Origin of the sequence: Kurthia sp. Dielmo (genome assembly GCF_000307285.2) — a bacterium.
Taxonomy (GTDB): Bacteria; Bacillota; Bacilli; order Bacillales_A; family Planococcaceae; genus Kurthia; species Kurthia populi.
The window spans coordinates 344,951-369,661 of record NZ_HE578957.1 but is presented as its reverse complement, the minus strand read 5'-3'; the positions used below and the strand labels follow the sequence as shown (position 1 = coordinate 369,661).

The window sequence follows — 24,711 nt, the reverse complement described above, 5'->3', positions numbered from 1 at the left end:
ATTCGTACGCTAAGTTCGGCGGCAAAACAATCGATTTTGGTGGTTGGGAATTACCAGTTCAATTTAGTTCAATTAAAGAGGAGCATGCAGCAGTTCGTGAAGCAGCTGGTCTTTTCGATGTTTCACATATGGGAGAAGTATTCGTTGAAGGTCCTGGCAGCTTAGCTTATTTACAAAAGCTCGTAACAAATGATGTATCAAAAGTTGCTATCGATCAAACACAATATACAACAATGTGTTATACAGACGGTGGGGTAGTTGATGACTTACTTATTTACCGATTAGGTGAAGAAAAATACTTATTAGTCGTAAACGCAGCGAATATTGAAAAAGATGTTGCTTGGATGAAAGAACAAGCATTTGGTGACATTACAATCACGAATGATTCAGAAAATTTTGGACAATTGGCGATTCAAGGACCAAAAGCGATTGCGGCATTACAAACATTAACAGACTTTACATTAACAGATGTTAAACCATTCCGTTTAGCACAAAATGTTGATATTGCAGGCCATAATACCTTAATTTCACGTACAGGCTACACTGGGGAAGATGGCTTTGAAATTTATGGTTCACCAGAAACAGTTGTAGCATTATGGGACAAAATTTTAGCGACAGATGCGGTTGTACCATGCGGCTTAGGCTCTCGTGATACATTGCGCTTTGAAGCGTGCTTACCACTTTATGGACAAGAGTTAGCAAAAGACATTTCACCATTAGAAGCGGGCATCAATTTCGTTGTGAAATTAAACAAAGAAGACGATTTTAATGGTAAACAAGCGTTGCTAGCACAAAAAGAGCAAGGTGTACCACGTAAATTAATCGGTATTGAAATGATTGATAAAGGTGTACCTCGACATGGCTATAAAGTATTTTTAGGCGATGAAGAAATCGGTGAAGTAACAACTGGAACACAATTACCAAGCACAAAACGTAATGTCGGCTTAGCGCTTATTAAAGCGGAATATGCGGAGCTTGATAAGGAGCTAGAAGTAGAGATTCGTAACCGTCGTTTGAAAGTGAAAACGGTCGCAACACCATTTTATAAGCGTCAAAAATAAATTTTACTAAAAGAGAGGTTTTTTCCAATGAAGCATCGGTACTTACCAATGACTGAGCAAGACCAAAAAGAAATGTTAGAGACGATCGGCGTTTCTTCCGTTGATGAATTATTTGCAGACATCCCTGAACGTGTACGTTTCCAAGGGGAATACAATATTAAACCAGCGAAAACAGAATCAGCATTGCTTAAAGAACTTGCAGGCTTAGCAAAGAAAAATGCCAACACCGACGAATACGCATCATTTTTAGGAGCAGGCGTTTATGATCACTACAAACCAGTTGTCGTAGACCACGTTATTTCACGCTCAGAATTTTATACAGCTTACACACCATACCAACCAGAAATTTCTCAAGGGGAATTACAAGCTATCTTTGAATTCCAAACGATGATTGCGGAATTAACAGGTATGGATTTAGCAAACTCATCAATGTACGATGGCGGTACAGCATTAGCAGAAGCAGGTATGCTTGCAGCGGGCTCTACACGTAAGTCGAAAATTTTAGTATCAGAAGCTGTTCATCCAATCGCAAAAGATGTTGTGAAAACATATGCATACGGTCAATCAATCGAAGTTGTGGAAGTAAAAGCAACAAATGGTGTAACCGATTTAGCTGAACTTGAAGCGCAAATCGATGACAATACAGCAGCTGTTATGGTGCAATATCCAAACTTCTACGGTCAATTAGAAGATGTGACAAAAGTTTCAGAGCTTGTGCATGCGGTGAAAGGTTTATCAATCGTCTCTTCCAATCCATTAGCACTTGCATCGATCACTCCTCCAGGTAAAATGGGTGCAGATATTACAGTAGGTGACGCACAGCCATTCGGTATTCCAGAAAGCTTTGGCGGACCGCACTGTGGTTACTTTGCAACAACGAAAAAATTAATGCGTAAAGTGCCAGGCCGTCTTGTTGGGGAAACATTAGATGAAGAAGGTCGTCGCGGTTACGTGTTAACATTACAAGCACGTGAACAACATATTCGTCGTGAAAAAGCGACATCTAATATTTGTTCAAACCAAGCGCTCAATGCATTAGCAGCTTCTGTTGCGATGACAGCACTTGGCAAGCAAGGAATTCGTGAAATGGCATCACAAAATATTGTGAAAACGTATTATGCGAAACAACAATTTGAAGCAGCAGGCTTTACTGTCGCATTTGATGGTGCACACTTTAACGAAATCGTTGTTGATGTGAAAGCAAATGTCACAGCATTAAATAAATTATTATTAGCACAAGGCTTTATCGGTGGCTTCGACCTTGGTCGCGTTGATGAAAAACTTCAAAATCACACATTAGTTTGTGTGACAGAACAACGCACAAAAGAAGAAATCGATGCGTTTGTACAAGCAACAGCTGCTCAAGTAGCAGAAATGGAGGCCCACCATGCATAAAGACAATCAACCACTTGTATTTGAATTATCTCGCGAAGGTCGCGTAGGCCATAGCGTACCTGTTTTAGATGTTCCAGAAGTAGACTTAGCAAGCATTTTACCTGCACAATTCATTCGTGAAGAAGCAGCAGAATTACCAGAATTAGCAGAACTTGATATTATGCGTCACTACACCGCACTATCTCGTCGTAATCATGGTGTTGACTCAGGCTTCTATCCACTCGGTTCTTGTACGATGAAATACAATCCGAAGATGAATGAAACAGCAGCGCGTATGCCTGGGTTTGCAAATATTCACCCATTACAAGATGAAGAAACAGTTCAAGGCGCATTAGAATTAATGTATGACCTACAAGAACATTTAATCGAAATCACGGGTATGGATGAAGTAACATTACAGCCAGCAGCAGGTGCGCATGGTGAGTGGACAGCACTTATGATGATTCGTGCATTCCATGAAGCAAATGGTGATACACAACGCACGAAAGTATTAGTTCCTGACTCAGCGCATGGTACAAATCCAGCATCTGCAGCAGTAGCAGGCTTTGATACGGTGACGATTGCGACAGCGGAAAATGGTCTTGTCGATTTAGAAGATCTTCGCTCAAAAGTGGGTGACGATACAGCAGCATTAATGTTAACAAACCCTAATACACTTGGCTTATTTGAAGAAGATATTTTAGAAATCGCAGATATCGTGCATAGTGTCGGGGGTAAAGTGTATTATGACGGCGCAAACTTGAACGCTGTTATGTCAAAAGCACGTCCTGGGGATATGGGCTTTGACTGTGTTCACTTAAACTTACACAAAACATTTACAGGCCCTCACGGCGGTGGCGGTCCTGGTTCAGGTCCGGTTGGCGTAAAAGCAGACTTAATTCCATTCTTACCAAAACCAGTATTAGTGAAAACAGAAGAGGGTACATTCCACTTCGACTACGACCGTCCACAAACAATTGGTCGCGTAAAACCTTACTATGGGAATTTTGGTATCAATGTACGTGCGTACACATATATTCGCACAATGGGTCCAGATGGTCTAAAAGCTGTCACAGAAAATGCGGTTATTAATGCAAACTACATGATGCGTCGTCTGCAACCATTTTATGAGTTGCCATATGACCGCCATTGCAAGCATGAATTCGTATTATCTGGTAGCCGTCAGAAAAAATTAGGTGTCCGTACATTGGATATTGCAAAACGTCTGTTAGATTTTGGCTACCATCCGCCAACTACGTACTTCCCACTTAATGTTGAAGAAGGTTTAATGATTGAACCAACGGAAACAGAAGCAAAAGAAACATTAGATGCTTTCTGTGACGCGATGATTCAAATTGCGAAAGAAGCAGAAGAAAATCCTGAAATCGTACAAGAAGCACCGCACACGACAGTCATTAAACGTTTAGATGAAACGTTAGCTGCACGTAAGCCGGTATTACGCTACGAAAAAGCATAATTTATTAATGAAGTGAGGTAGTCATTTGGACTACCTCATTTTTTTATTGCAAGATGAAGATAAATATAAGGAAAAGGTAACGATTCACAAAAATGTACAAACTGGCAGGGAATTTTAGTGGAAAAAGGGTAAAGAATTGAAAGGGAGAAGGTGAGAAATTGAAAATAATAGCTATTGTGTACTATCTCATCCTTGCAGGTTATGTGGTAGATTTCTTGCTTCTTCTTTTTGATGTAACGACAGTAGGACACGATTTACTAATTCCCTTTGTGCTATTAACATTCATGGGGATTATCGCTTGCTGTTATTTCATTGAAATGTTTCGCCTAAAAATAGGGATAACGGTCATCGTACTAATTATTAGTTTAGTATTACTTGCCGAAAAGCTGACACAAATGATTTTGCATGAAGCCTTTTTCATCCAAACATTTCACAGTGATTCACTGATAGTGAGCATGCTGGCTGTGACTTCTAAATTATCCATTTGGTTATTCCTATTTGCGGTGAGCTATGCATTAGGGTTTACAAATTCTCGTACAATTCAACCACTTATTGCAAGCTTTGTAGCGGTTGTATTTTATATATTAGTCGTTCCACTCGTCTACGATTCACAGCAATTTTTAATGAATAATACGACAGGTTTATTATATGAGAATGTTTGGCCTGTAACATTCGTTTGGCTAGGGTTAGCGTTTGGCATTGATTTGCTGTTACTACAAATTGAACGCGGCATGGGGATTATTTATTCAAAGAAATGTACACGTAAAATATTATTGTTATTTTATAGCTTGATGGCATTGATTATTAGTATTTGCGCTTTAGCAGGACTATGGTTTACGAGCATTATTGCGACCATTTTAATCATTGCGACGACAACATTGTTGTTAGTGAAGGAGGATGCGGAAAGTAATTAGGAGGGATGCGTTATGAAAGTGGCGGTTATTGGTGGGAGTGTAGGAAATCTTGCAGCAGCAATCCGGCTAGCACGTGAAGGAATAGAAGTATCTATTTATGAAAAAAGAGAGCATATGGGCGGTAAATTACGTGCGGTTCAGCTACAAGGCTATGATTTTGAAATTGGGCCAACGATGGTGACAGCACCAGAAGTGATTGAGGCATTTATCACATCAACCGGACGCAATATAAAAGACTATCTAGAGATTCGTCGAGTCCGTCATCATACACAAAACATTTTCCCTCAAACAAGTAGTTTTTTCTTATCAAGTGATCGTGCATTTATGCGCAAGCAATTGCAAAAATTAGATGCTGAAGGCGCTAGAAATTACGATATGTTTTTGGCGGAAATTATGAAAATGAAACAAGCATTTGAGGAAATCATGGCACTGCCGCCACTTATTGCATGGAGACAATTATTAATGCCCCCAGCAAGAAGCGCCTATTTAACGTTAAAGCCTTTTGAGACATTAGATCATTTTGTGAGACGTTATTTTACAAACGAAGAGGTCATTTCCTCTTTTACACGCTATGCTTCTTACAATGGGATTGCACCAGATGATGCGCCTGCGCTATTTATTATCCATGCATATGACGAGTTAATTAATGGTGTGTACTATGTCGCAGGTGGCAATTTGCGTCTTGTACGTGCGCTACAGCAAATAGCAAAAGAAGAAGGTGTGCGTTATTATACTAGTAAAGAAGTGACGAAAATTCATGTGCAGGCTGATGAGGTCGAGGGTGTGTGCTTAAATGATGAACTGAGCTTGGAAGCGGATGCGGTGTTGATGAGTGTCGAGGATTTTAAAGCACAGCCTCAATTAATATCAGATGCTGAGGCATTATTACCAGATCCAATGAAACCCACTGGAATCGCTGCTTGTGTTATGCTCGTCGCGCTCCGGACGCATAAGCAAATTTATCAGCATCATATTGTGTATTCGAAGGATCGTGTACGTGAATTTGAGTTGTTAAAACGAGGAGAAATACCGGATGATCCGACTGTTTATTTATATAATCCAGCCTTTAGTGAGCAGGAGCGTTTTATGCGCGGTGATGCCTTATTAATTTTCGCTAATATGCCATACACTGCAAATGAGCAGCTCGTAGAAACGATGAAACAGCGCATTTATAAAAAATTAGAAGAAGTTGGTCTGAAGCTAGAGGATGATGTAGTAACGAAACAAGTGTGGTCACCAGGAGAGCTCATGACGATGTTTGATCAGTATAGGCAAAGTGGACAAGTAAAAAAAACAGCGCAGTATTTATTGAATCCTGTTTTAAAAGATTGCCAACTAAAAAGGTTATATTTTACAGGACTACAAACGCATCCGACAGCAGGGTTAGCATCCGCGGTTAAAAATGGTGAGCGAGTAGCAAAGCGTATGATTGAAGAGCTGTCTGTGAAAAAAGATGGCTATGGCTAAAGTAGGTTGAGGCAATAATCGCTTGTTGCTATGATGATTCATAACAAATCATTTGTCACCAAATTGTATTTGCACTAAACAGCGTGTTTTAGATACGACATATTTTTTAATAAGTGTCATCGATAAGTTAATAGACATAGTTGTGTAGCAATGATTTGCTTTACTCTAACAAAACAGCAGATGATTAATAATGCTGTGGCGATAAATACAAAAAAATAGTCTGACGTAGTATAAAAATAGAGCCTTTATGGAGGCTCTGACGGGTGTTTTTTGTCCGTTTTGTTATGAAAAGCGGGCATTTCCACACAATGGCATCTCGAAAAATGCTAGCGTGTAGCTAATTGTCGTTTTTTTGAATAAAAATTGTTTTTTAAGAAGAAGAAGTCTTTTTTGATACAGTAAAAAAGGCTCTTTTTTAATAAAATGTACCGTCAGAGAAGTTATTTTAAGCTGAAATTGACTTTTTTTGGGATTAAAGAATAGCATTATTTTGCGTTGTGTCGTGAAATAACTGTTTTTGTTGACAGATTATGCAGTATCTTTATTAAAATGCTTGAAATGTGTTATTCAATGGTCTTTAATTGGCACATATTTTTAATTATGTCGTATCTGAAAGACGCTTCTTGAGCTTTTCGTTATTTTTGATGGTGTTTTTGGTGAAAGTATCATGATAGATGCCAAACAAAAGAAAGCGGCTAGGACATACGTATAAAAACAATCGTTCATATGAGCATAAGAAAAACCGGAGCCGCGCTATAGCGCGGTTCCGGTTTTTCGTTGCGAACGCTAAAAGAGGAAAATGACGTGTTTTGTCCCAGCCTCTTTCATATTATTTTTTTGTTGATTTAACGCGACCAGACCAGTTTTTGAAACCGCCTTCTAGTGCATATAATTGTGTGTAGCCTTTTTTCTTTAAGAATAGTGCTGTACGTGAGCTACGACCACCGTTTTCACAGTATAAGTATACAGGAAGATCTTGACGTAATTCTTTGTAACGATTACGTAATTGTGTCGTAGGTAAGTTACGAGCTCCTAAAATGTGGCTAGAATCGAACTCGCCTTTTTCACGAACGTCAATTAGTTGTGCTTTGCGGTAATTTGCTTTGAAGTCTTCTTCAGAAAGCATAGTTACTGCTCTTTTTGAGCGCATTGACGTAATTAGTGCAGATGCAACAACAACGACAATAACGATTAATAAAATCCAATACCAAGGCAATGTAATGACCCCTTTCTACATAGTACATTATAAAAGAATGGTTGGTGTTCGTCCACTGAGTTTGATAAAATGAACGCAGTTGATAAATTTGGGAGGAATGGAAATGACAACACCGTGGTATTTTATCAATTCAGGAGCATGTAGTGCAAGTTACAATATGGCGCTTGATGAAGCGTTACTACATTGGCATGGTCAAGGGGAGTTACCGCCAATTATTCGATTTTATGAATGGAATCCGGCAACTGTATCAATCGGTTATTTTCAACGTGCCCATCGCGATATTAATTTCGAACAATTACATAAATTAGGCCTAGGCTTTGTACGTCGTCCGACGGGTGGTCGTGCTGTACTTCATGATCAAGAACTAACGTATAGTATTATCGTATCAGAAACGTATCCGGATATGCCAAAGACCGTAACAGAAGCGTATCGTGTACTAAGTGGCGGCTTATTAAAAGGCTTTCAAAATTTAGGTTTTGATGCTTATTTTTCAGTGCCTGAAACAGCAGAGGAAAAACAGGCACTTCAAAAGCCTAAATCCGCTGTTTGCTTTGATGCGCCGTCTTGGTATGAACTTGTTGTAGAGGGACGTAAAGTTGCTGGTAGTGCACAAACACGTCAAGAGGGCGTTATTTTACAACATGGTGCGATTCTTATTGATTTGGATCAGGAAAAATTAATTTCGGTCTTTAATTTTAAGGATGAAGAAGCGAAGCAAAAAATGCGTGAGCAATTGCCGCATAAGGCCGTATCAATTAATGATTTATCGGCACGTACAGTGACGGTAGAGGAATGTATACCTGCCTTTAAAGAAGGCTTTGAATCTGCTTTGGATATTGAATTAAAGCCCTATACATTAACCGCAGAGCAACAGGCATTTGTCGAGAACTTAGCGCGTACGAAGTATGAGGCCGATGAATGGAACTTTAAAAAATAAAAATAATAGGAAGCGGCCAAGAGTGGTCGCTTTTTTTATAGGAGCTGAGCGCATGAAATTACTATGGGATTTTGACGGGACATTATTTGATACGTATCCCGTCTATGTAGAAACAATGCTAGAGGTCTTTCCTCATTTAAAGGAAACATTTGAGCGTGACGAGATTTTAAAGGAGCTACAAGTTTCATTTACGCATGGCTTTCAGTATTTAGGCTTAAGTGCTGAGCAGGAAGCATTATATCGTCGCACAAATGTAGCGTTAGATCCGAAACGTTTTCAACCATTTGAAGGTGTTGAACAGGTATTAAAAGAAGCAGAAGTGAATGTTATCATGTCGCATAAAGAGAAGGTGGTTATTGAAGCGGTTTTAAGGGAGCATAATTTATTGCAGTATTTTGCGGAGATTACGACACCAGAGCAAGGTTTCCCGCGTAAACCACATGCTGAGGCCTATGAATATTTACATGCTAAATATACGCTTGATGCGGCGATTGGAGACCGAGCACTTGATTTGATTCCAGCGAAAGAGGTTGGCATGAAAACGATCATGTTTCGAGGAACTTGTGCGGCTTCAGATGCCTCATTAGCACACTATAAAGATTTTCAAAAAGTGTGGGAAACATTATAAATTCATGTCCTATTCGTGGTATGATTTTTGTTGGAGGAGAAGTGTTCTATGAATGGTAATAAATTAGCTTGTTTCTTTTTACCTGCCTTCACGATGCTCGCTGTGTCTGCAATTGCACTGCTTGGCGGCTTTGGTGATACGGTAGAGGATAATGGACAGTTTATCTTATTTGGTTTGTATCTGTTATATCCAGTTGTCTTTTTATATCAAGGTTTTGTTTGTGCACTAAGAGGTTATCCGTGGTTGCATCCATTAATCATTTCGGTATTAGCCTTTTTTATCATGATTTTCATGCTGCAATTACAAACCTATACGTATATTATTTATTATGTTATTGCGTTTGCTATCGGGTATCTTTTAACGTTAGGAATTCGTAAAATGCGTGGCACAAACTAATTGAAAACGACATAAAAAGAAGGAATCGCGTCGGCGATTCCTTCTTTTTATTGAAAAACAAGTGCATTTTGAATTAATCATGCTGGATTGTGTTGATAAGTGCAGGATTTTTTTCGACTTCGCGTAATTTTTCAAATGACGCAATGGCGATTTCGACTTGGTCATCAGACGGTTCCTTCGTTGTAAGGAGTTGTAGCCATAGGCCAGGATAGCCGAGCATACGTAGCACAGGAATGTTACGGCAAGCATTGGTTGCTTGTAACACTTCAAATGATACACCGAGCACAACCGGGATTAATAAAATACGATTGACGATACGTAACCAAAACGGGTCGGTTGGTACGAAGAAGTAAATTATCATGCCGACAAATACTGTAAATAAAATAAAGCTTGAACCGCAGCGATAATGCAGACGAGATTGCTTTTGAACGTTTTCAACGGTTAAGGGCAAATTGTTTTCAAAACAATTAATGACCTTATGCTCAGAGCCATGATACTGGAAAGTTCGTTTAATAAGCGGCGTGAGCGATACTAAGTAAATATAGCTTAGTAATAAAATTAGTTTAAAGAAGCTTTCAAGTAATACTTGTGCAGTGTGACCAGGGAGTATGCTATGAAAAGCCTGAGCGATAAATACTGGCACGAGTGTGAAAACAAATTTACCAAATAGGAAAGATAGGACACCGATTGCTGCAACACCAAGCCACATTTGAATTTTGCTTGTTTGTTCTTTTTCTTGCTTAATTAACGCCTCTTCCTCACCGGGCGTCACGTCATATCGATCACTGGCAAACTGTAGATGCTTTGAGCCGTTTGCAGCAGATTCGATAATCGCTACGATACCACGCACGAAGGGGATTTTTTTAAGCTTCTGTAAGGTTGGATGTTGCTTACGCTCAGCATAGTAGTATTCGACCGAGCCATCATTACGACGGATGGCCGATACGGTATGCTTACCGCCACCCATCATGACGCCTTCAATAAGCGCTTGACCACCGTAAATTAGTGGTTTGGATTTACTCATAAAAACACCGCTCTCTTATGTAGGGTTAAAACTTCTTCCATTGTACTAAAAAAGTCTCTATTTCTCTAGGGAAAGCATCGGAAAATGATTCAAGATTCGAAATAATATGCTAAAATGTAAGAATAAACTGAAAAAAAGGAAGTGTCGCACGTGAAATACTTATGTTTGAACGGACCAAATCTGCATCGTCTAGGGAATCGTGAACCTGACATTTACGGCCATGAAACACTAGCGGATGTTACAAAAGATTTACAAACGCTTGCTGCAGCGTTTGATGCAGAGATTGACGTAAAGCAGTCGAATCATGAAGGCCAATTAATCGATTGGATTTATGAGGCAGAGGATGGCGACATCGCAGGTATTATTTTTAATCCGGGTGCTTATACACATACGAGTGTGGCGCTGAGAGATTGTATCGCAGGTGTCGAAGTACCGGTTGTTGAGGTGCATATTTCAAATGTACATAAACGCGAGGCATTCCGTCATCACTCCTATTTAGCGCCTGTCTGCGTCGGTCAGATTACGGGACTTGGCACATTTGGCTATCAAGCAGCCTTACGCATGTTTTTACAATCAAATTAAAGGGAGATTTTACACATGAAATTACAACAACTACGCGCACAATTTGATGCGCATCAAATCGATGCGATGCTAATTACAAACCCGATTAATGTATCGTACTTATCGGGGTTCACCGGCGATGATAGTTATATTTTAGTAACAGAAAAAGAAGCGATTTTCTTTACAGATTCACGTTACACAGAGCAAGTAAAACATGAAACGACTGGATTCCGTCTTGTAGAACGTCAATCGACGCTACTAGAGGAAGTCGTTCGTGAAGTAAAAGAGCAAGGTATTCATCATGTTGGTTTTGAAAAAGAATATGTGACATATGCGACATTCCAACTTTTCGACAAGTACATTGACGCGCAAATTGTTGGGGTTAGTGGCTTAATTGAAAAATTACGCTTGATTAAGACGCCTGAAGAGATTACTATTATAAAGGCCGCTTGTCGCATCGTGGATAAAACGTTCGAACATATTATTAGCTATATTGAGCCAGGGATGACCGAGCTGCAAGTATCAAATGAAATGGAGCACCATATGCGCAAATTAGGCGCTAAAAGTTCTTCTTTTGATACAATTGTCGCTTCTGGTTGGCGCTCAGCATTGCCACATGGCACAGCAACTGATAAAATAATAGCAACAGGTGACATTGTCACTTTAGACTTTGGTGCCCTATATAATGGTTATATTTCAGATACAACACGTACAATCGCAGTTGGCGAGCCTTCTACACAATTGAAAGAGATTTATGAGATTGTGTTGCAAGCGCAAATTCGCGGAGTAGAAGCATTGAAACCAGGAATGACTGGTATCGAAGCGGATGCGGTTGCACGCGATTATATTACGAAACATGGCTATGGGGAAGCATTTGGTCACTCAACAGGTCATGGGATTGGTCGTGAAGTGCACGAAGCGCCAGCGTTATCACATCGCTCAAGTTATACGCTTGAAGCAGGCATGTGTGTCACTTGCGAACCAGGCATTTACATTCCTGAGGTTGGTGGCGTCCGCATTGAGGATGACATTTTAATCACTGAAACAGGACATGAAGTGCTAACTCATGCGAAAAAAGATTTAATTATCTTATAAGATATATTGGAGGAAGATTAGTAATGATCTCAGTAAATGACTTTAAAACAGGCTTAACAATTAAAATTGATAGCGATTTATTCCGCGTTATCGATTTCCAACACGTAAAACCAGGTAAAGGTGCCGCATTCGTACGTTCTAAATTACGTAACCTACGTAACGGTAACGTAACTGAAAAAACATTCCGTGCTGGTGAAAAAGTAGAAAAAGCACAAATTGACAACCGTAAAATGCAATATCTATATGCATCAGGTGACCAACATGCCTTTATGGATATGGAATCGTACGAACAAATCGAAATCACAGAAGAACAATTAGCATATGAATTAAAATTCTTGCTTGAAAACATGGAAGTTCACATCATGAGCTTTGAAGGTGAAATTCTAGGTATCGATCTTCCAAACACTGTAGAATTAACAGTTTCTGAAACTGAACCTGGTATTAAAGGTGATACAGCTACTGGTGGTTCTAAACCAGCAACACTTGAAACAGGTTTAATTGTTAACGTACCATTCTTCGTTAACGAAGGCGATAAATTAGTGATCAACACTGCTGATGGTTCTTACGTATCTCGTGCGTAATTAATAAGCTGAACCTCTCATTTTTAGATGAGAGGTTTTCTTTTAAATTAAAATTAGCACCTGATAATATAAATTAAGTATAATAGGTAGGTAATTAAAAAAAACTGTACTGCAACAGCTTATTAGTGCAATGGTTACACATTCGTGATATCGCTTACATTAATGATGAATATGCAGGAATTTAATTGTAAAAAAATGTCATGTTATGTTTAAAGTTATTTAATGCGTTAATTTTCTGATTTATTAATGGTTTTATCTAAATTAAGTGAAAGTGTTACAATTTTCCGAAAAAGAAGGTACAATAGATTTTGTATTATAATACACAGACGTTAGGGGAGTAATGTTATGTTAAAAATTCAAGAGATTCGTGAAATCATCAAATTAATCGATTCATCATCAATCGATGAGTTTTCATTAAACGAAGAGGGTACTAAATTAAAACTTAAAAAGAATGCTGGCCAAGTAGTGGTTGCAGAAGCACCTAAAGCAGTTGCACAAGCAGTAGCTCCAGTTGCAGCACCAGCAGCGGCACCAGCTCCAAAAACAGAAGCAGCTCCAGCGGCACCAAAAGCAGAGGCAGCGCCAGCGCCAAAAGCGGAAGTTGCAGCAGATGCGAACTTACATAAAATCGTATCGCCAATGGTTGGTACTTTCTACCAATCTCCATCTCCAGATGCCGACGTATTCGTTAAAGTAGGCGACAAAGTAGGCGAAGAAACAGTCGTATGTATCGTTGAAGCAATGAAATTATTCAACGAAATCGAAGCTGAAGTAACAGGCGAAATCGTAGAAATTCTTGTCAAAGATGGCGAGTTAGTTGAATACGGTCAACCTCTATTCCTAGTTAAAGAAGCGTAAGGGGGAGAACGTCGATGAAAAAAGTATTAATTGCCAACCGTGGCGAAATCGCGGTACGTATTGTCCGAGCTTGTAAAGAATTAGGTATCGAATCAGTTGCAGTTTATTCTGAAGCTGATAAAGACGCATTACACGTACAATTAGCTGATGAAGCATATTGCATCGGTTCTAAATTATCATCTGATAGTTATTTACGTATTGATCGCCTAATCACTGTAGCAGAAAAAGTGGGTGCTGATGGTATCCACCCTGGTTATGGTTTCCTTGCAGAAAACGTAGACTTCGCTATTGCATGTGAAGAAGCAGGAATTACATTCATCGGTCCAAAATCTGATTCTATCAAAGTAATGGGTATTAAAGACGTTGCGCGTGATACAATGGCAGAAGCTAATGTACCACTTGTTCCTGGTACTGGTATCGTTCCTGATATCGAAACAGGGAAAGAATGGGCAGCGAAAATTGGTTACCCAGTGATTATTAAAGCAACAGCAGGCGGCGGCGGTAAAGGTATCCGTGTAGCGCGTACTGAAGAGGATTTAGTAAAAGGTATTGAGATTACACAAAAAGAGGCAGCAGCCGCTTTCGGTAATCCAGGGGTATACCTAGAAAAATTCATTGAATACTTCCGTCACTGTGAAATCCAAGTATTAGCAGATAACTACGGCAACACAATTCACTTAGGTGAACGTGATTGTACAGTACAACGTCGTATGCAAAAACTTGTAGAAGAAGCACCATCTCCAGCATTATCTGAAGAGCGTCGTGCTGAAATGGGTGACGCAGCAGTTAAAGCAGCGTTAGCATGTGGCTACCGCGGTGCTGGTACATGTGAATTCATTTATGACTATAATGAAGACAAATTCTACTTCATGGAAATGAATACTCGTATCCAAGTAGAACACCCAGTAACTGAATTAATCACTGGTATCGACTTAGTTGAATGGCAACTAAGAATTGCATCTGGTGAAGAATTAGTGTATAAACAAGAAGATGTGAAAGTGAATGGTTGGGCGATTGAATGCCGTATTAACGCTGAAAACCCATACAAAAACTTCATGCCTTCAGCTGGTAAAGTTGACACATACATGACACCAGGTGGTATCGGTGTACGTATCGACTCAGCGATGTATGCTGGTTACACAATCCCTCCATATTACGATTCAATGGTTGCAAAACTAATCGTACATGCGGATACGCGTGAAAAAGCAATCGCTAAAATGCACCGTGCATTAGGCGAGTTTGTTGTAGAGGGTCCTGGTATCAAAACAACAATTCCTTTCCATGAGAAATTAATGGAGAACGAAGTATTCAAATCAGGTAAATTCAATACGAAATTCCTTGAAGAAAACGACGTTCTTAATTCATAAGAATAGGAAGGGGCATAACAAATGGCTGAACAAGTTGTGAAATCATTACCTCAAACAACACCAGAAGGTAAAGAAGAATTAGGTAGCATTGAAGTTGCACCAGAAGTCATTGAAGTCATTGCAGGAATTGCAACTACAGAAGTGGAAGGCATCTTCGGAACACGAGGAAGCTTTGCGTCAGGCGTAGCTGAAAAATTCGGTAAAAAAGTCCACGGTAAAGGAATCAAAACAGAATGGACGGCTGAGGGGCTTGTTGTCGATGTTTATTGCGTCGTACAATATGGTTCTCAAGTAGCCAAAGTTGCTGCGAAGGTTCAAAAACAAATCCGTGAAGCAATTGAAAACATGACAGCATTAACAACGAAAGAAGTTAATGTTCATATTACTGGTATTCAATTCGAGCAAGATCAACAAAAAGCTGAATAACTTGTGCCCGGCAAAAAGGTGAATGCACTCGCATTCACCTTTTTTGTGTGATTTTATGAAAATCGCAATCGAACTGCACAGATTCGACAATTTGTGATAAACTATATGCTATATGTAAACTAATGAAACACTGTACAATTCCGTGAATTTCGCAATGGTCTGCTAAGTTACGCAAAACCAACGGAATTTTGAGCGGATTGTAGTAGTATAAAGGAGAACGAAACGATATGATGAAGCGACGTGAAGCGCGTGAAAAAGCAGTACAATCTTTATTCCAACTAGAAGGTACTGAATTAACAATTGAAGAAGCAATGGCCTATGTGTTAGAAGAACAAGAAACAGATGCTTTCTTTGAAAGTGTGGTACGCGGTACTGTAGAAAACCAAGAAGCAATTGATGCTTCACTAACAGAAAAACTAGAAAAATGGTCACTTGGCCGTCTTGGCAAAATTGACCGTACGATTCTACGTTTAGCTGTTTATGAGTTATTATACACACCAGAAACACCACAAAGCGTAGTCATGAACGAAGCAATTGAATTATCTAAAACATTTGGTGATGATAAAACAAGTAAATTCGTCAACGGCGTTCTTTCGAAATATCAAGCTTAACAAGTCATAGTGGTAGTTCCGCAGCAAAAGTTGCGTTCTATATACAAAATGAATTTGGGAGTGTTTTAACAACATGTCAAGTAAGCTAATTAACGGTAAAGAAATTGGCAACACGATTCGTGAGTCAATCAAGCTAGAAGTCAATGCATTAAAAGACAAAGGTATTACTCCAGGTTTAGCAGTTATTTTAGTGGGCGATGATCAAGCTTCACAAAAATATGTTTCAAATAAACAAAAATCTTGCGAGCAGTTAGGGATTTACTCAGAACTAATTAAATTACCAGCTGATACAACAGAAGAAGACTTATTAAAACATATTGAAGAATTGAATCAAAAAGACGCCATTGATGGTATTTTAGTACAGTTACCACTTCCAAAACACATCAACGAGGATGCTGTTATTGCGGCGATTTCACCGGAGAAAGATGTCGACGGTTTTCACCCAATCAGCGTTGGTAAGATGATTCTTGGACAAGAAACATTTTTACCATGTACGCCTCACGGGGTTATGAAATTATTACAACATAGTAATGTGACCATTCGTGGGAAACATGCCGTTGTTGTGGGACGAAGCCATATTGTTGGTGTTCCGATGGGCCAATTATTATTGCAAAGTGATGCAACGGTTACATACGCTCATTCAAAAACACCCGATTTGGCTGCTATTACAAAACAAGCAGATATCTTAGTTGTGGCGACAGGCCGCGCTAAAATGATTAAAAAAGAGCATGTGAAAGAAGGCGCTGTTGTCATCGACGTCGGTATGGATTTAGATGAGAACGGTAAACTTTGTGGTGATGTTGATTTTGATGACGTATTCGATACGGTTTCAGCGATTACACCGGTTCCTGGTGGCGTTGGCCCAATGACGATTACAATGTTATTAGTCAATACGGTACAATCTGCGAAGCAAAAGCTTTCATAAGACAAAATTCTTTCATTACGTTAAAATGAATACTAACACAGAGGGGATGTCCCGATGGTGCCAATCTTTCCAATGCATGTAGAGCGCATAGGAGAGTGTCGCTTAGGACATCCTCTTTTTTTATGATAAAAGGAGCGTGAGAGCATGACCGAGGCATATTTAACTGTCGAAGCACTCACAAAGTACATAAAACGCAAATTTGAAGCGGATCCGTACTTGAGAAAGGTCTATGTCAAAGGGGAATTGTCGAATGTGAAGCTACATTCGTCAGGGCATTTATATTTCACATTAAAAGATGACAAAGCACAAATTAAAGGCATCATGTATGCACGCCATGCAGGTCAGCTAAAATTTCACGTTGAAAATGGCATGAATGTGCTGATAGAAGGCGACATTAATGTGTATGAGCGCGGTGGCAACTATCAGTTTTATGCGACGAAAATGGAGCCAGATGGTGTAGGTAGCCTTTATTTAGCATTTGAACAATTAAAAGAACAGCTGCATAAAGAGGGGCTATTTGACGAGCGCTTTAAGCAGCCAATTAAAAAATACCCACAAGCGATAGGAGTTATTACAGCGACAACTGGTGCAGCCATTCAAGATATTTGCACGACGTTAAAGCGCCATTATCCATTAGCAAATGTCTATATTTTCCCGACACTCGTACAAGGGAAGCGCGCAGCGGCAAGTATTGTGCAGTCGATTCGCCAAGCTAATGCGATGGCAGAAATTGATACGCTCATTGTCGGGCGTGGGGGTGGCTCGATTGAGGATTTATGGGCTTTTAATGAAGAAATCGTCGCGCGAGCGATTTTTGAAAGCCGTATTCCAATCATTAGTGGGGTAGGCCATGAAACCGATACGACGATTGCCGATTTTGCGGCAGATTTACGTGCGCCGACGCCAACGGGTGCAGCGAAGATGGCGGTGCCAGACATCATGGATTTAGCACAGCATGTCAGAACCCTTGAGGCACGTATCGTACAACGTACACGCGTGCAACTCGAAACAGCAACGATGCGTCTTAAAAAGGTAACAGAGTCATATCCAATGATGTATCCAGAGCGTCTTTACCGACCATTTGACGAGCGTTTAGCACGTTTAGAGGACCAACTAAGCCTTAACTACGAACGCCAAATGACGCGTGAACAACAGCGTCTTGAGCGCTTAACAGCAAAGTTAGCGCGCTATATACCGACGCAACAGCTCCAGTATGAAGGACAACGCTTAACGAATTTAGAGCATCGTCTACAGCAGGCAACGATGCAACAAGTGAACCGGAAACAGCGTCAATTTGAGCATGTTTTACGGACGATGAGTGCATTAAATCCACTTTCTATTATGGAGCGTGGCTATAGTATCGTATATAATGAACAACATGAGGTTGTTATGTCTACACAGCGTGTCGCGCCGGGAGACCAGCTAACGATTGATGTAGCAGATGGCCAGATTAAGACAACGGTAATAAACACCGCACAAAAGGAGGATTAACGTGGCTTCGAAAAAGAAAACATTTGAGCAATCAATGACAGAATTAGAAGAAATCGTGCGCAAGTTAGAGCAAGGTGATGCCTCATTAGAGGATGCGATTGCACTATATCAACAAGGCATGATATTATCAAAAAATTGTCACGAACAATTACAACAAGCTGAGCAACAACTTGTGGCAGTTGTTAATGAAGATGGTTCACAACAACCTTTTGCAACGGATGGAGAGAAATAACATGACGAATTTAAAAGAATTTATGGCGCTAGAAATGCCGAAAATTGAAGAAGTGATGCTTGATTTAGTAGAAAAAATCCAAGCACCTGCGATTTTAAAAGAAGCAATGAGTTATTCATTAAAAGCAGGAGGAAAACGTGTACGTCCACTATTCGTACTCGCTGTACTCGATCATTTTGGTAAAAATCATGCAAATGGGTATGTGGTTGGTTCAGCGGTCGAAATGATTCATACGTATTCATTAATTCATGATGATCTACCAAGCATGGACAATGATGATTATCGTCGTGGTAAATTAACGAATCATAAAGTATATGGCGAAGCGTATGCAACCCTTGCAGGCGATGCGCTAAATACATTACCATTTGGTATCATTGCGCGTATGACGGACCTTACAGCGGAGCAAAAAGTGACATTAATTGAATTATTAAGTGTCGCAGCAGGTGCAGAAGGTATGGTTGGTGGCCAAGTGCTTGATATCGACGGTGAAACACGTCAATTAACATTAGATGAACTTGTCAATGTGCATGTAAATAAAACGGGCGCTATTTTACGCTTTAGCATTGAATCAGGTGCCGTATTAGCGGGTGCTTCAGATGAGGAACGTGCCATTTTACGCGATTATGCATATCATATTGGCTTAGCCTTCCAAATCAAAGATGATATTTTAGATATCGAAGGTACGACAGAAGAGCTTGGTAAAACAGCTGGAAAAGATGTTGCGAGCGATAAAAGTACGTACCCTGCACTTCTAACATTAGACGGTGCAAAAGAAAAGTTAGATATTCATTATAAGGGAGCTCTTACAGCACTTGGGAAATTACCGAGTGATAGCACACTTCTCGAAGAGCTAGCCACATATATTGTGAAGCGAAATAAGTAATTTTAAATTCTTTTAAGTTTATTGAAACATCAATGATTGGTATAATAGATAGCAACTGACTGTTAAGTTATATATATCATTTGAACGGATTCGGCCTAATTTTGCATAGTCACGATGTGTGACGGGTAAAGGAGGGTATTGGATACGCTCTATTTTAAAAAAAGCTGACAGAAAATCAATGATAAAGGTGTGTGATGGCGATGGATTTAACAACAATATCTAGTCCATCCTTTTTGAAACAACTCAACAATAAGCAACTAGAAAGCTTAAGTGCGGATATCCGCAAATTCTTAATCGAAAAATGTTCGATTACAGGTGGTCATATTGGCCCGAATTTAGGAGTTGTCGAATTAACGCTTGCCCTACATCGCACATTTAATAGCCCAGAAGATAAGCTATTATTTGATGTAGGACACCAAGCATATGTGCATAAAATTTTAACAGGTCGCGCATCGCAGTTTGATACGCTACGTCAGTACAAAGGTTTATGTGGATTCCCAAAACGCATCGAATCAGAGCATGATGTCTGGGAAACAGGTCATAGCTCAACATCTCTATCAGCAGCGATGGGTATGGCTGCTGCACGTGATGTACAAGGTAAAAAGAATTATGTCATTCCAATCATTGGCGATGGCGCATTAACAGGCGGTATGGCGATGGAAGCACTGAACCATATCGGTCATGAAAAAACGAATATGATTGTCATTTTAAATGATAATGAAATGTCGATTGCACCAAATGTTGGGGCAATGCATAATATCTTAGGACGTCTCCGTACAGCACCACCGTATAATAAAGCAAAAGACGACGTGGAAGGCTTCCTGAAAAAAATCCCGGCAGTTGGTGGGAAATTAGCAGGAGCTGCAGAACGCGTGAAAGATAGCTTGAAATATTTAGTAATGTCAGGCATGTTCTTTGAAGAAATGGGCTTTACGTACTTAGGTCCCATTGATGGCCACGACTTCGATACGCTAGAGCAAACATTAAACAATGCGAAGCAAACAGAAGGCCCTGTATTGATTCATGTTATTACGAAAAAAGGGAAAGGCTATACACCTGCTGAAACCGATACAGTCGGTACATGGCATGGTACGGGTCCATATAAAATGGAAACGGGTGAATTCCCTAAATCGAAAACAACAGCTCCTGGTTGGTCAAAATTAGTAGCGGATACGGTAACACGTATAGCGCGCGAAGACGACCGAGTTGTAACGATTACACCTGCAATGCCTGTAGGTTCAAAATTAATGGGCTTCGCTGAAGAATTCCCAGAGCGTTTCTTTGACGTAGGGATTGCTGAGCAACATGCGACAACGATGGCGGCAGGTATGGCAGCAGATGGCTGTAAACCGTTCTTATCGATTTATTCAACATTTTTACAACGTGCGTACGACCAAATGCTCCATGATGTGTGCCGACAAAACTTAAACGTCTTTGTTGGGATTGACCGAGCAGGCTTGGTTGGCGCAGATGGCGAAACGCACCAAGGTGTGTTTGATATTCCATTCTTACGTTCAATGCCAAATATTACGATCATGATGCCAAAAGATGAAAATGAAGGGCAACATATGGTCAAAACGGCGTTAAGCTATGATGATGGCCCGATTGCGATGCGTTACCCACGTGGTAATGGTCGTGGTGTACCAATGGATTCAACGCTTGAAACCATTGAGATCGGCACGTGGGAAACATTGCGTGAAGGCGCAGATGCAGCCATTCTAACATTTGGTACAACTATTCCAATGGCAGAACAAGCAGCAGAAGAGCTTGAAGCACAAGGTATCGACACAGAAATTGTTAATGCCCGCTTTATTAAACCGTTAGATGAAGAGATGCTTCACCGTCTATTTAAAGAAGGCAAAGCAATCTTAACAATTGAGGAATCAATGCTTGAAGGCGGCTTTGGCAGTGCGGTATTAGAATTTGCTAATGACCATGGTTACAATACAGCGCAGCTAAAACGTATGGGTATTCCAGATGAGTTTATTGAGCATGGTAGCGTTGATTTATTGCTACGTGACATTCATATGACGAAGGAACAAGTTGTAGCTGATCTAACAACTTTAGTCGAAAAAACTAAACAGCAAGCGGGTTTAAAAGCATAATGACAGATAAAGTATCAAAAGAGCGCGCGGACGTATTGCTTGTACAAAGCGGTTTATGTGAAACACGAGAACGCGCAAAACGTACGATTATGGCAGGCATTGTTTTTGCGAACGATGTACGTGTCGACAAACCAGGTGAAAAACTTTCACGTGATGTGGAACTACGCATTAAAGGGCAACAAATTCCATATGTTAGTCGCGGCGGCTTGAAATTAGAAAAAGCATTAAAAAACTTTGACGTATCAGTTGATGGGAAACTAATGCTTGATATCGGTTCATCAACGGGTGGCTTTACAGATTGTGCATTACAAAATGGTGCACGTCATTGCTACGCCCTCGATGTTGGCTCGAACCAATTAGCCTGGAAGCTACGTTCAGATGAGCGCGTAACAGTAATGGAAAAAACCAATTTCCGCTACGTCACAGCACCTGATTTAGCAGAAGGGTTACCAGAATTTGCAACAATCGACGTATCCTTTATTTCGCTAGAATTAATTTTACCAGTGCTTAAACAACTACTCGTACCGGGTGGCGATGTTATTGCACTTGTGAAACCACAATTTGAAGCGGGTAAAGAAAAAGTCGGTAAAAAAGGTGTCGTTCGCGATGCAAAAGTACATCAAGAAGTGTTAGAAAAAATCGCTACCTTTTCAGAAGGTCTCGGTTTCGTATTGAAGCAAGCATCATTTTCACCAATTACGGGCGGTGAAGGGAATATTGAATTTTTATTCCACTTACACAATCCCTTACCAGGTGATGAAGCTGTTCCAGAAATCGACTTAAAAGCGATTGTACAAGAGGCACATAGCCAATTAAAATAACACGGGTCGCCTTTGAGTAGGCCCGTGTTTTTTCTTGTCATTTACTGATTTTGGTGATACCGTTATTTTTAGAAAGCATATTTATGCATAGAGGTGAAGAAAATTGAATAAAAGTCAACGACATATCCGCATTCGTGATTTAATCGCGAATCAAGACATTGAAACACAAGACGAATTAGTCGATTTATTAAAGCAAGCAGGTTTTAACGTAACACAGGCAACGATTTCTCGTGATATTAAAGAGCTTCATTTAATTAAAGTACCAATGCAAGATGGACGCTATAAATATAGTTTGCCAGCAGATCAACGTTTTAATCCACTACAAAAATTACATCGTGCGCTAGCTGATTCATTTGTATCAATCGATGGAGCGAGTCATTTTTTAGTGATGAAAACATTGCCGGGTAATGCCAATGCGATAGGTTCATTATTGGATCATTTAGATTGGAATGAAATCTTAGGTACAATTTGTGGCGACGATACGATTTTGATTTTATGCCGCGAGGAAAGTGACCGCGACGTATTAAAAAGTCGTTTAATCGAAATGCTGTAATAGAGGTGAGTCGGAATTGTTAAAAGAATTATCGATACGCAATTTTGCTATTATTGAGTCGTTAACAGTCGATTTTCAAAATGGATTAACTGTGCTAACGGGTGAAACAGGCGCTGGTAAATCCATTATTATCGATGCCGTTCAATTATTAGCTGGTGGCAGAGGTTCGCAGGAGTTTATTCGTCATGGAGCCAAAAAAGCAGAGTTAGAAGGTTTATACACCGTGCCAGATGAGCATCCTGTTTATGCAGCATGTGAAGCGCTTGGTGTAGAAGTAGAAGAAGGAACAATTATTTTACGTAGAGATTTAAATCAGAGTGGCAAAAGTGTATGTCGTGTCAACGGCAAGCTAATGACGCTCACACAAATGCGTGAAATTGGGTCGTATCTTATCGATATTCATGGCCAACATGAATCACAGGAGCTTATGAATGATAAGGAACATATCCATTTGCTAGACCAATTTGCGGGAGACCAATTGACAGCGGATAAAGAACGTTATACGACGGCGTATGATGCGTATCGAGCGTTAAAGCGAGAAATCGCTGCGTTTGCGGTAAGCGAACAGCAAATCGCACAGCGCATTGATTTATATCAATTCCAACTAGAAGAAATTGATGCTTGTCAGTTCCGAGTAACAGAAGAGGAAGAATTAAGTGAAGAGCGCTTACGCTTAATGAATTTCAATAAAATTTTTGAAGGTGCAAATGCTGCCCACGAATCAATCCTTGGTGAAGGAAATGGACTAGATTTTATCGGTCGTGCAATGTCTGAGCTTGAGCACATCGTTTCGGTGGATGAAAACTTTAAAGAGCATGCTGAGAATGTCGCCAATGCGTTTTATATGCTACAAGAAGCGGGGTTTGGTGTGAAAAGCTTGCTCGATGATTTAGAGTTTGACCCAGAGCGTTTAAATGAAGTAGAACAGCGTCTACAGCTCATTCAATCGATGAAACGGAAATATGGCACATCATTGCAAGAGATTTTAACGTACCGCGATAAAATCGATGCGGAGCTGCATACTTTATTAAATCATGATGAAAATATGCAAAAGCAAGAGGCGGAATTACAGAAGCTAAATGACAAATTGCTGAAGCTTGCGCATAAATTAACGAGCATTCGTCAAAAAGCGGCGACTGCACTTGCAGAAGCCATTATGACCCAACTACGTGAGTTATATATGGAGAAAGCACAGTTTGTCGTACATTTCGATCATCTACCAGATGGTCAATTTGATCGTAATGGTGCAGACGAAGTTGTGTTCTATATCTCGACGAATGTCGGGGAGCCACCGAAACCATTAACGAAAATTGCATCGGGTGGTGAGTTATCGCGTGTTATGCTAGCGCTCAAAACGATTTTCTCATCGACAATGGGGATTACATCGATTATTTTTGATGAAGTGGATACAGGCGTTAGTGGTCGTGTTGCGCAAGCAATCGCCGACAAAATTGCCGCAGTCTCGATTCATTCACAAGTACTATGTATTTCTCATTTACCGCAAGTTGCGGCGATGGCAGATCATCATTATCATATTCAAAAAGATGAAGATCAGCAGCGTACGTATACGTCGCTACGAGAAATCGAAGGCAACGAACGTATTGATGAGCTAAGTCGTATGATGTCAGGTCCTGAAATTACAGAAAAAACATTTTTACATGCCAAAGAGCTTGTCGAAATCGCCAATGAGCGTAAAAAAGTATTTCAA

Annotated in this window: 25 protein-coding genes; 23 read left to right on the top strand and 2 right to left on the bottom strand. The window is 40.0% G+C overall.

Annotation, left to right across the window (positions count from 1 at the left end; genetic code table 11):
- The 5 genes from gcvT to KTHG_RS06695 all read left to right on the top strand — a co-directional run.
- Positions 1-1,061, top strand: a 1,061-nt coding sequence (gene gcvT, locus KTHG_RS06715; RefSeq protein WP_139992758.1) for a glycine cleavage system aminomethyltransferase GcvT, incomplete at its 5' end; no start/stop codon positions are given.
- Between the two features lie 27 nt (positions 1,062-1,088).
- Positions 1,089-2,456, top strand: a complete 1,368-nt coding sequence (gene gcvPA, locus KTHG_RS06710) for an aminomethyl-transferring glycine dehydrogenase subunit GcvPA (protein ID WP_139992351.1) — start codon at positions 1,089-1,091, stop codon at positions 2,454-2,456.
- Positions 2,449-3,912 carry an aminomethyl-transferring glycine dehydrogenase subunit GcvPB gene (gene gcvPB, locus KTHG_RS06705; RefSeq protein WP_126990269.1) on the top strand — a complete coding sequence of 488 codons (1,464 nt, stop codon included), beginning with the start codon at positions 2,449-2,451 and terminating at the stop codon, positions 3,910-3,912. The genes gcvPA and gcvPB overlap by 8 nt, the downstream gene beginning before the upstream one ends.
- Positions 3,913-4,070: 158 nt before the next feature.
- Positions 4,071-4,826 (top strand): hypothetical protein, encoded by a 756-nt coding sequence (locus tag KTHG_RS06700; protein WP_126990268.1) that lies wholly within the window; start codon positions 4,071-4,073, stop codon positions 4,824-4,826.
- 12 nt (positions 4,827-4,838) lie between these two features.
- Positions 4,839-6,293, top strand: a complete 1,455-nt coding sequence (locus tag KTHG_RS06695; RefSeq protein WP_139992349.1) for a phytoene desaturase family protein — start codon at positions 4,839-4,841, stop codon at positions 6,291-6,293.
- Between the two features lie 829 nt (positions 6,294-7,122).
- Here the strand turns inward: KTHG_RS06695 and KTHG_RS06690 are convergent.
- Positions 7,123-7,509 carry a rhodanese-like domain-containing protein gene (locus KTHG_RS06690; protein ID WP_126990266.1) on the bottom strand — a complete coding sequence of 129 codons (387 nt, stop codon included), beginning with the start codon at positions 7,507-7,509 and terminating at the stop codon, positions 7,123-7,125.
- A gap of 103 nt (positions 7,510-7,612) precedes the next feature.
- Here KTHG_RS06690 and KTHG_RS06685 point away from each other — a divergent pair, with 103 nt between their 5' ends.
- The 3 genes from KTHG_RS06685 to KTHG_RS06675 are packed head-to-tail and all read left to right on the top strand — an operon-like array spanning position 7,613 to position 9,470.
- Entirely contained in the window at positions 7,613-8,446 is an 834-nt protein-coding gene (locus tag KTHG_RS06685) for a lipoate--protein ligase family protein (protein WP_126990265.1), read from the top strand.
- 52 nt (positions 8,447-8,498) lie between these two features.
- Positions 8,499-9,074, top strand: a complete 576-nt coding sequence (locus KTHG_RS06680) for an HAD hydrolase-like protein (RefSeq protein WP_139992347.1) — start codon at positions 8,499-8,501, stop codon at positions 9,072-9,074.
- A gap of 48 nt (positions 9,075-9,122) precedes the next feature.
- The gene (locus KTHG_RS06675; protein WP_126990263.1) at positions 9,123-9,470 is read left to right on the top strand and encodes a hypothetical protein; all 348 of its coding nucleotides are present in this window, start codon (positions 9,123-9,125) and stop codon (positions 9,468-9,470) included.
- 73 nt (positions 9,471-9,543) lie between these two features.
- Here KTHG_RS06675 and KTHG_RS06670 read toward each other — a convergent pair whose 3' ends face one another.
- Positions 9,544-10,494, bottom strand: coding sequence for a DUF1385 domain-containing protein (locus KTHG_RS06670; protein ID WP_139992345.1), 951 nt, complete (start codon positions 10,492-10,494; stop codon positions 9,544-9,546).
- Between the two features lie 150 nt (positions 10,495-10,644).
- On the opposite strand from KTHG_RS06670, the gene aroQ reads away from it, so the two are divergent.
- The 15 genes from aroQ to recN form a co-directional block, all read left to right on the top strand.
- A complete protein-coding gene (gene aroQ, locus KTHG_RS06665) occupies positions 10,645-11,076 on the top strand; it encodes a type II 3-dehydroquinate dehydratase (RefSeq protein WP_139992343.1) in 432 nt (143 codons plus the stop codon).
- Between the two features lie 15 nt (positions 11,077-11,091).
- Positions 11,092-12,150, top strand: coding sequence for a M24 family metallopeptidase (locus KTHG_RS06660; RefSeq protein WP_139992341.1), 1,059 nt, complete (start codon positions 11,092-11,094; stop codon positions 12,148-12,150).
- A gap of 23 nt (positions 12,151-12,173) precedes the next feature.
- Positions 12,174-12,731, top strand: a complete 558-nt coding sequence (gene efp / locus KTHG_RS06655; RefSeq protein WP_126990259.1) for an elongation factor P — start codon at positions 12,174-12,176, stop codon at positions 12,729-12,731.
- Between the two features lie 345 nt (positions 12,732-13,076).
- Positions 13,077-13,589, top strand: a complete 513-nt coding sequence (gene accB, locus KTHG_RS06650; protein WP_126990258.1) for an acetyl-CoA carboxylase biotin carboxyl carrier protein — start codon at positions 13,077-13,079, stop codon at positions 13,587-13,589.
- A 14-nt stretch (positions 13,590-13,603) separates the two neighbouring features.
- Positions 13,604-14,956, top strand: coding sequence for an acetyl-CoA carboxylase biotin carboxylase subunit (gene accC / locus KTHG_RS06645; RefSeq protein ID WP_126990257.1), 1,353 nt, complete (start codon positions 13,604-13,606; stop codon positions 14,954-14,956).
- A gap of 21 nt (positions 14,957-14,977) precedes the next feature.
- Positions 14,978-15,382: an Asp23/Gls24 family envelope stress response protein gene (locus KTHG_RS06640; protein WP_126990256.1), complete on the top strand. Its 405-nt coding sequence runs from the start codon at positions 14,978-14,980 to the stop codon at positions 15,380-15,382.
- Between the two features lie 230 nt (positions 15,383-15,612).
- Positions 15,613-15,993, top strand: a complete 381-nt coding sequence (nusB, locus tag KTHG_RS06635; RefSeq protein ID WP_126990316.1) for a transcription antitermination factor NusB — start codon at positions 15,613-15,615, stop codon at positions 15,991-15,993.
- A gap of 73 nt (positions 15,994-16,066) precedes the next feature.
- On the top strand, positions 16,067-16,918 hold the full coding sequence (gene folD / locus KTHG_RS06630; protein WP_126990255.1) for a bifunctional methylenetetrahydrofolate dehydrogenase/methenyltetrahydrofolate cyclohydrolase FolD: 852 nt from the start codon (positions 16,067-16,069) through the stop codon (positions 16,916-16,918).
- Positions 16,919-17,062: 144 nt separating this feature from the next.
- Positions 17,063-18,409 (top strand): exodeoxyribonuclease VII large subunit, encoded by a 1,347-nt coding sequence (gene xseA, locus KTHG_RS06625; protein ID WP_139992339.1) that lies wholly within the window; start codon positions 17,063-17,065, stop codon positions 18,407-18,409.
- Position 18,410: 1 nt separating this feature from the next.
- Positions 18,411-18,641 (top strand): exodeoxyribonuclease VII small subunit, encoded by a 231-nt coding sequence (locus KTHG_RS06620; protein ID WP_126990253.1) that lies wholly within the window; start codon positions 18,411-18,413, stop codon positions 18,639-18,641.
- Position 18,642: 1 nt separating this feature from the next.
- Positions 18,643-19,524, top strand: coding sequence for a polyprenyl synthetase family protein (locus KTHG_RS06615; protein ID WP_126990252.1), 882 nt, complete (start codon positions 18,643-18,645; stop codon positions 19,522-19,524).
- Positions 19,525-19,724: 200 nt separating this feature from the next.
- Positions 19,725-21,629: a 1-deoxy-D-xylulose-5-phosphate synthase gene (dxs, locus tag KTHG_RS06610; RefSeq protein ID WP_126990251.1), complete on the top strand. Its 1,905-nt coding sequence runs from the start codon at positions 19,725-19,727 to the stop codon at positions 21,627-21,629.
- Entirely contained in the window at positions 21,629-22,450 is an 822-nt protein-coding gene (locus KTHG_RS06605) for a TlyA family RNA methyltransferase (RefSeq protein WP_126990250.1), read from the top strand. The genes dxs and KTHG_RS06605 overlap by 1 nt, the downstream gene beginning before the upstream one ends.
- A 103-nt stretch (positions 22,451-22,553) precedes the next feature.
- Positions 22,554-23,003 carry a transcriptional regulator AhrC/ArgR gene (gene ahrC, locus KTHG_RS06600; protein WP_126990249.1) on the top strand — a complete coding sequence of 150 codons (450 nt, stop codon included), beginning with the start codon at positions 22,554-22,556 and terminating at the stop codon, positions 23,001-23,003.
- A gap of 16 nt (positions 23,004-23,019) precedes the next feature.
- Positions 23,020-24,711, top strand: a 1,692-nt coding sequence (recN, locus tag KTHG_RS06595; RefSeq protein ID WP_139992756.1) for a DNA repair protein RecN, incomplete at its 3' end; no start/stop codon positions are given.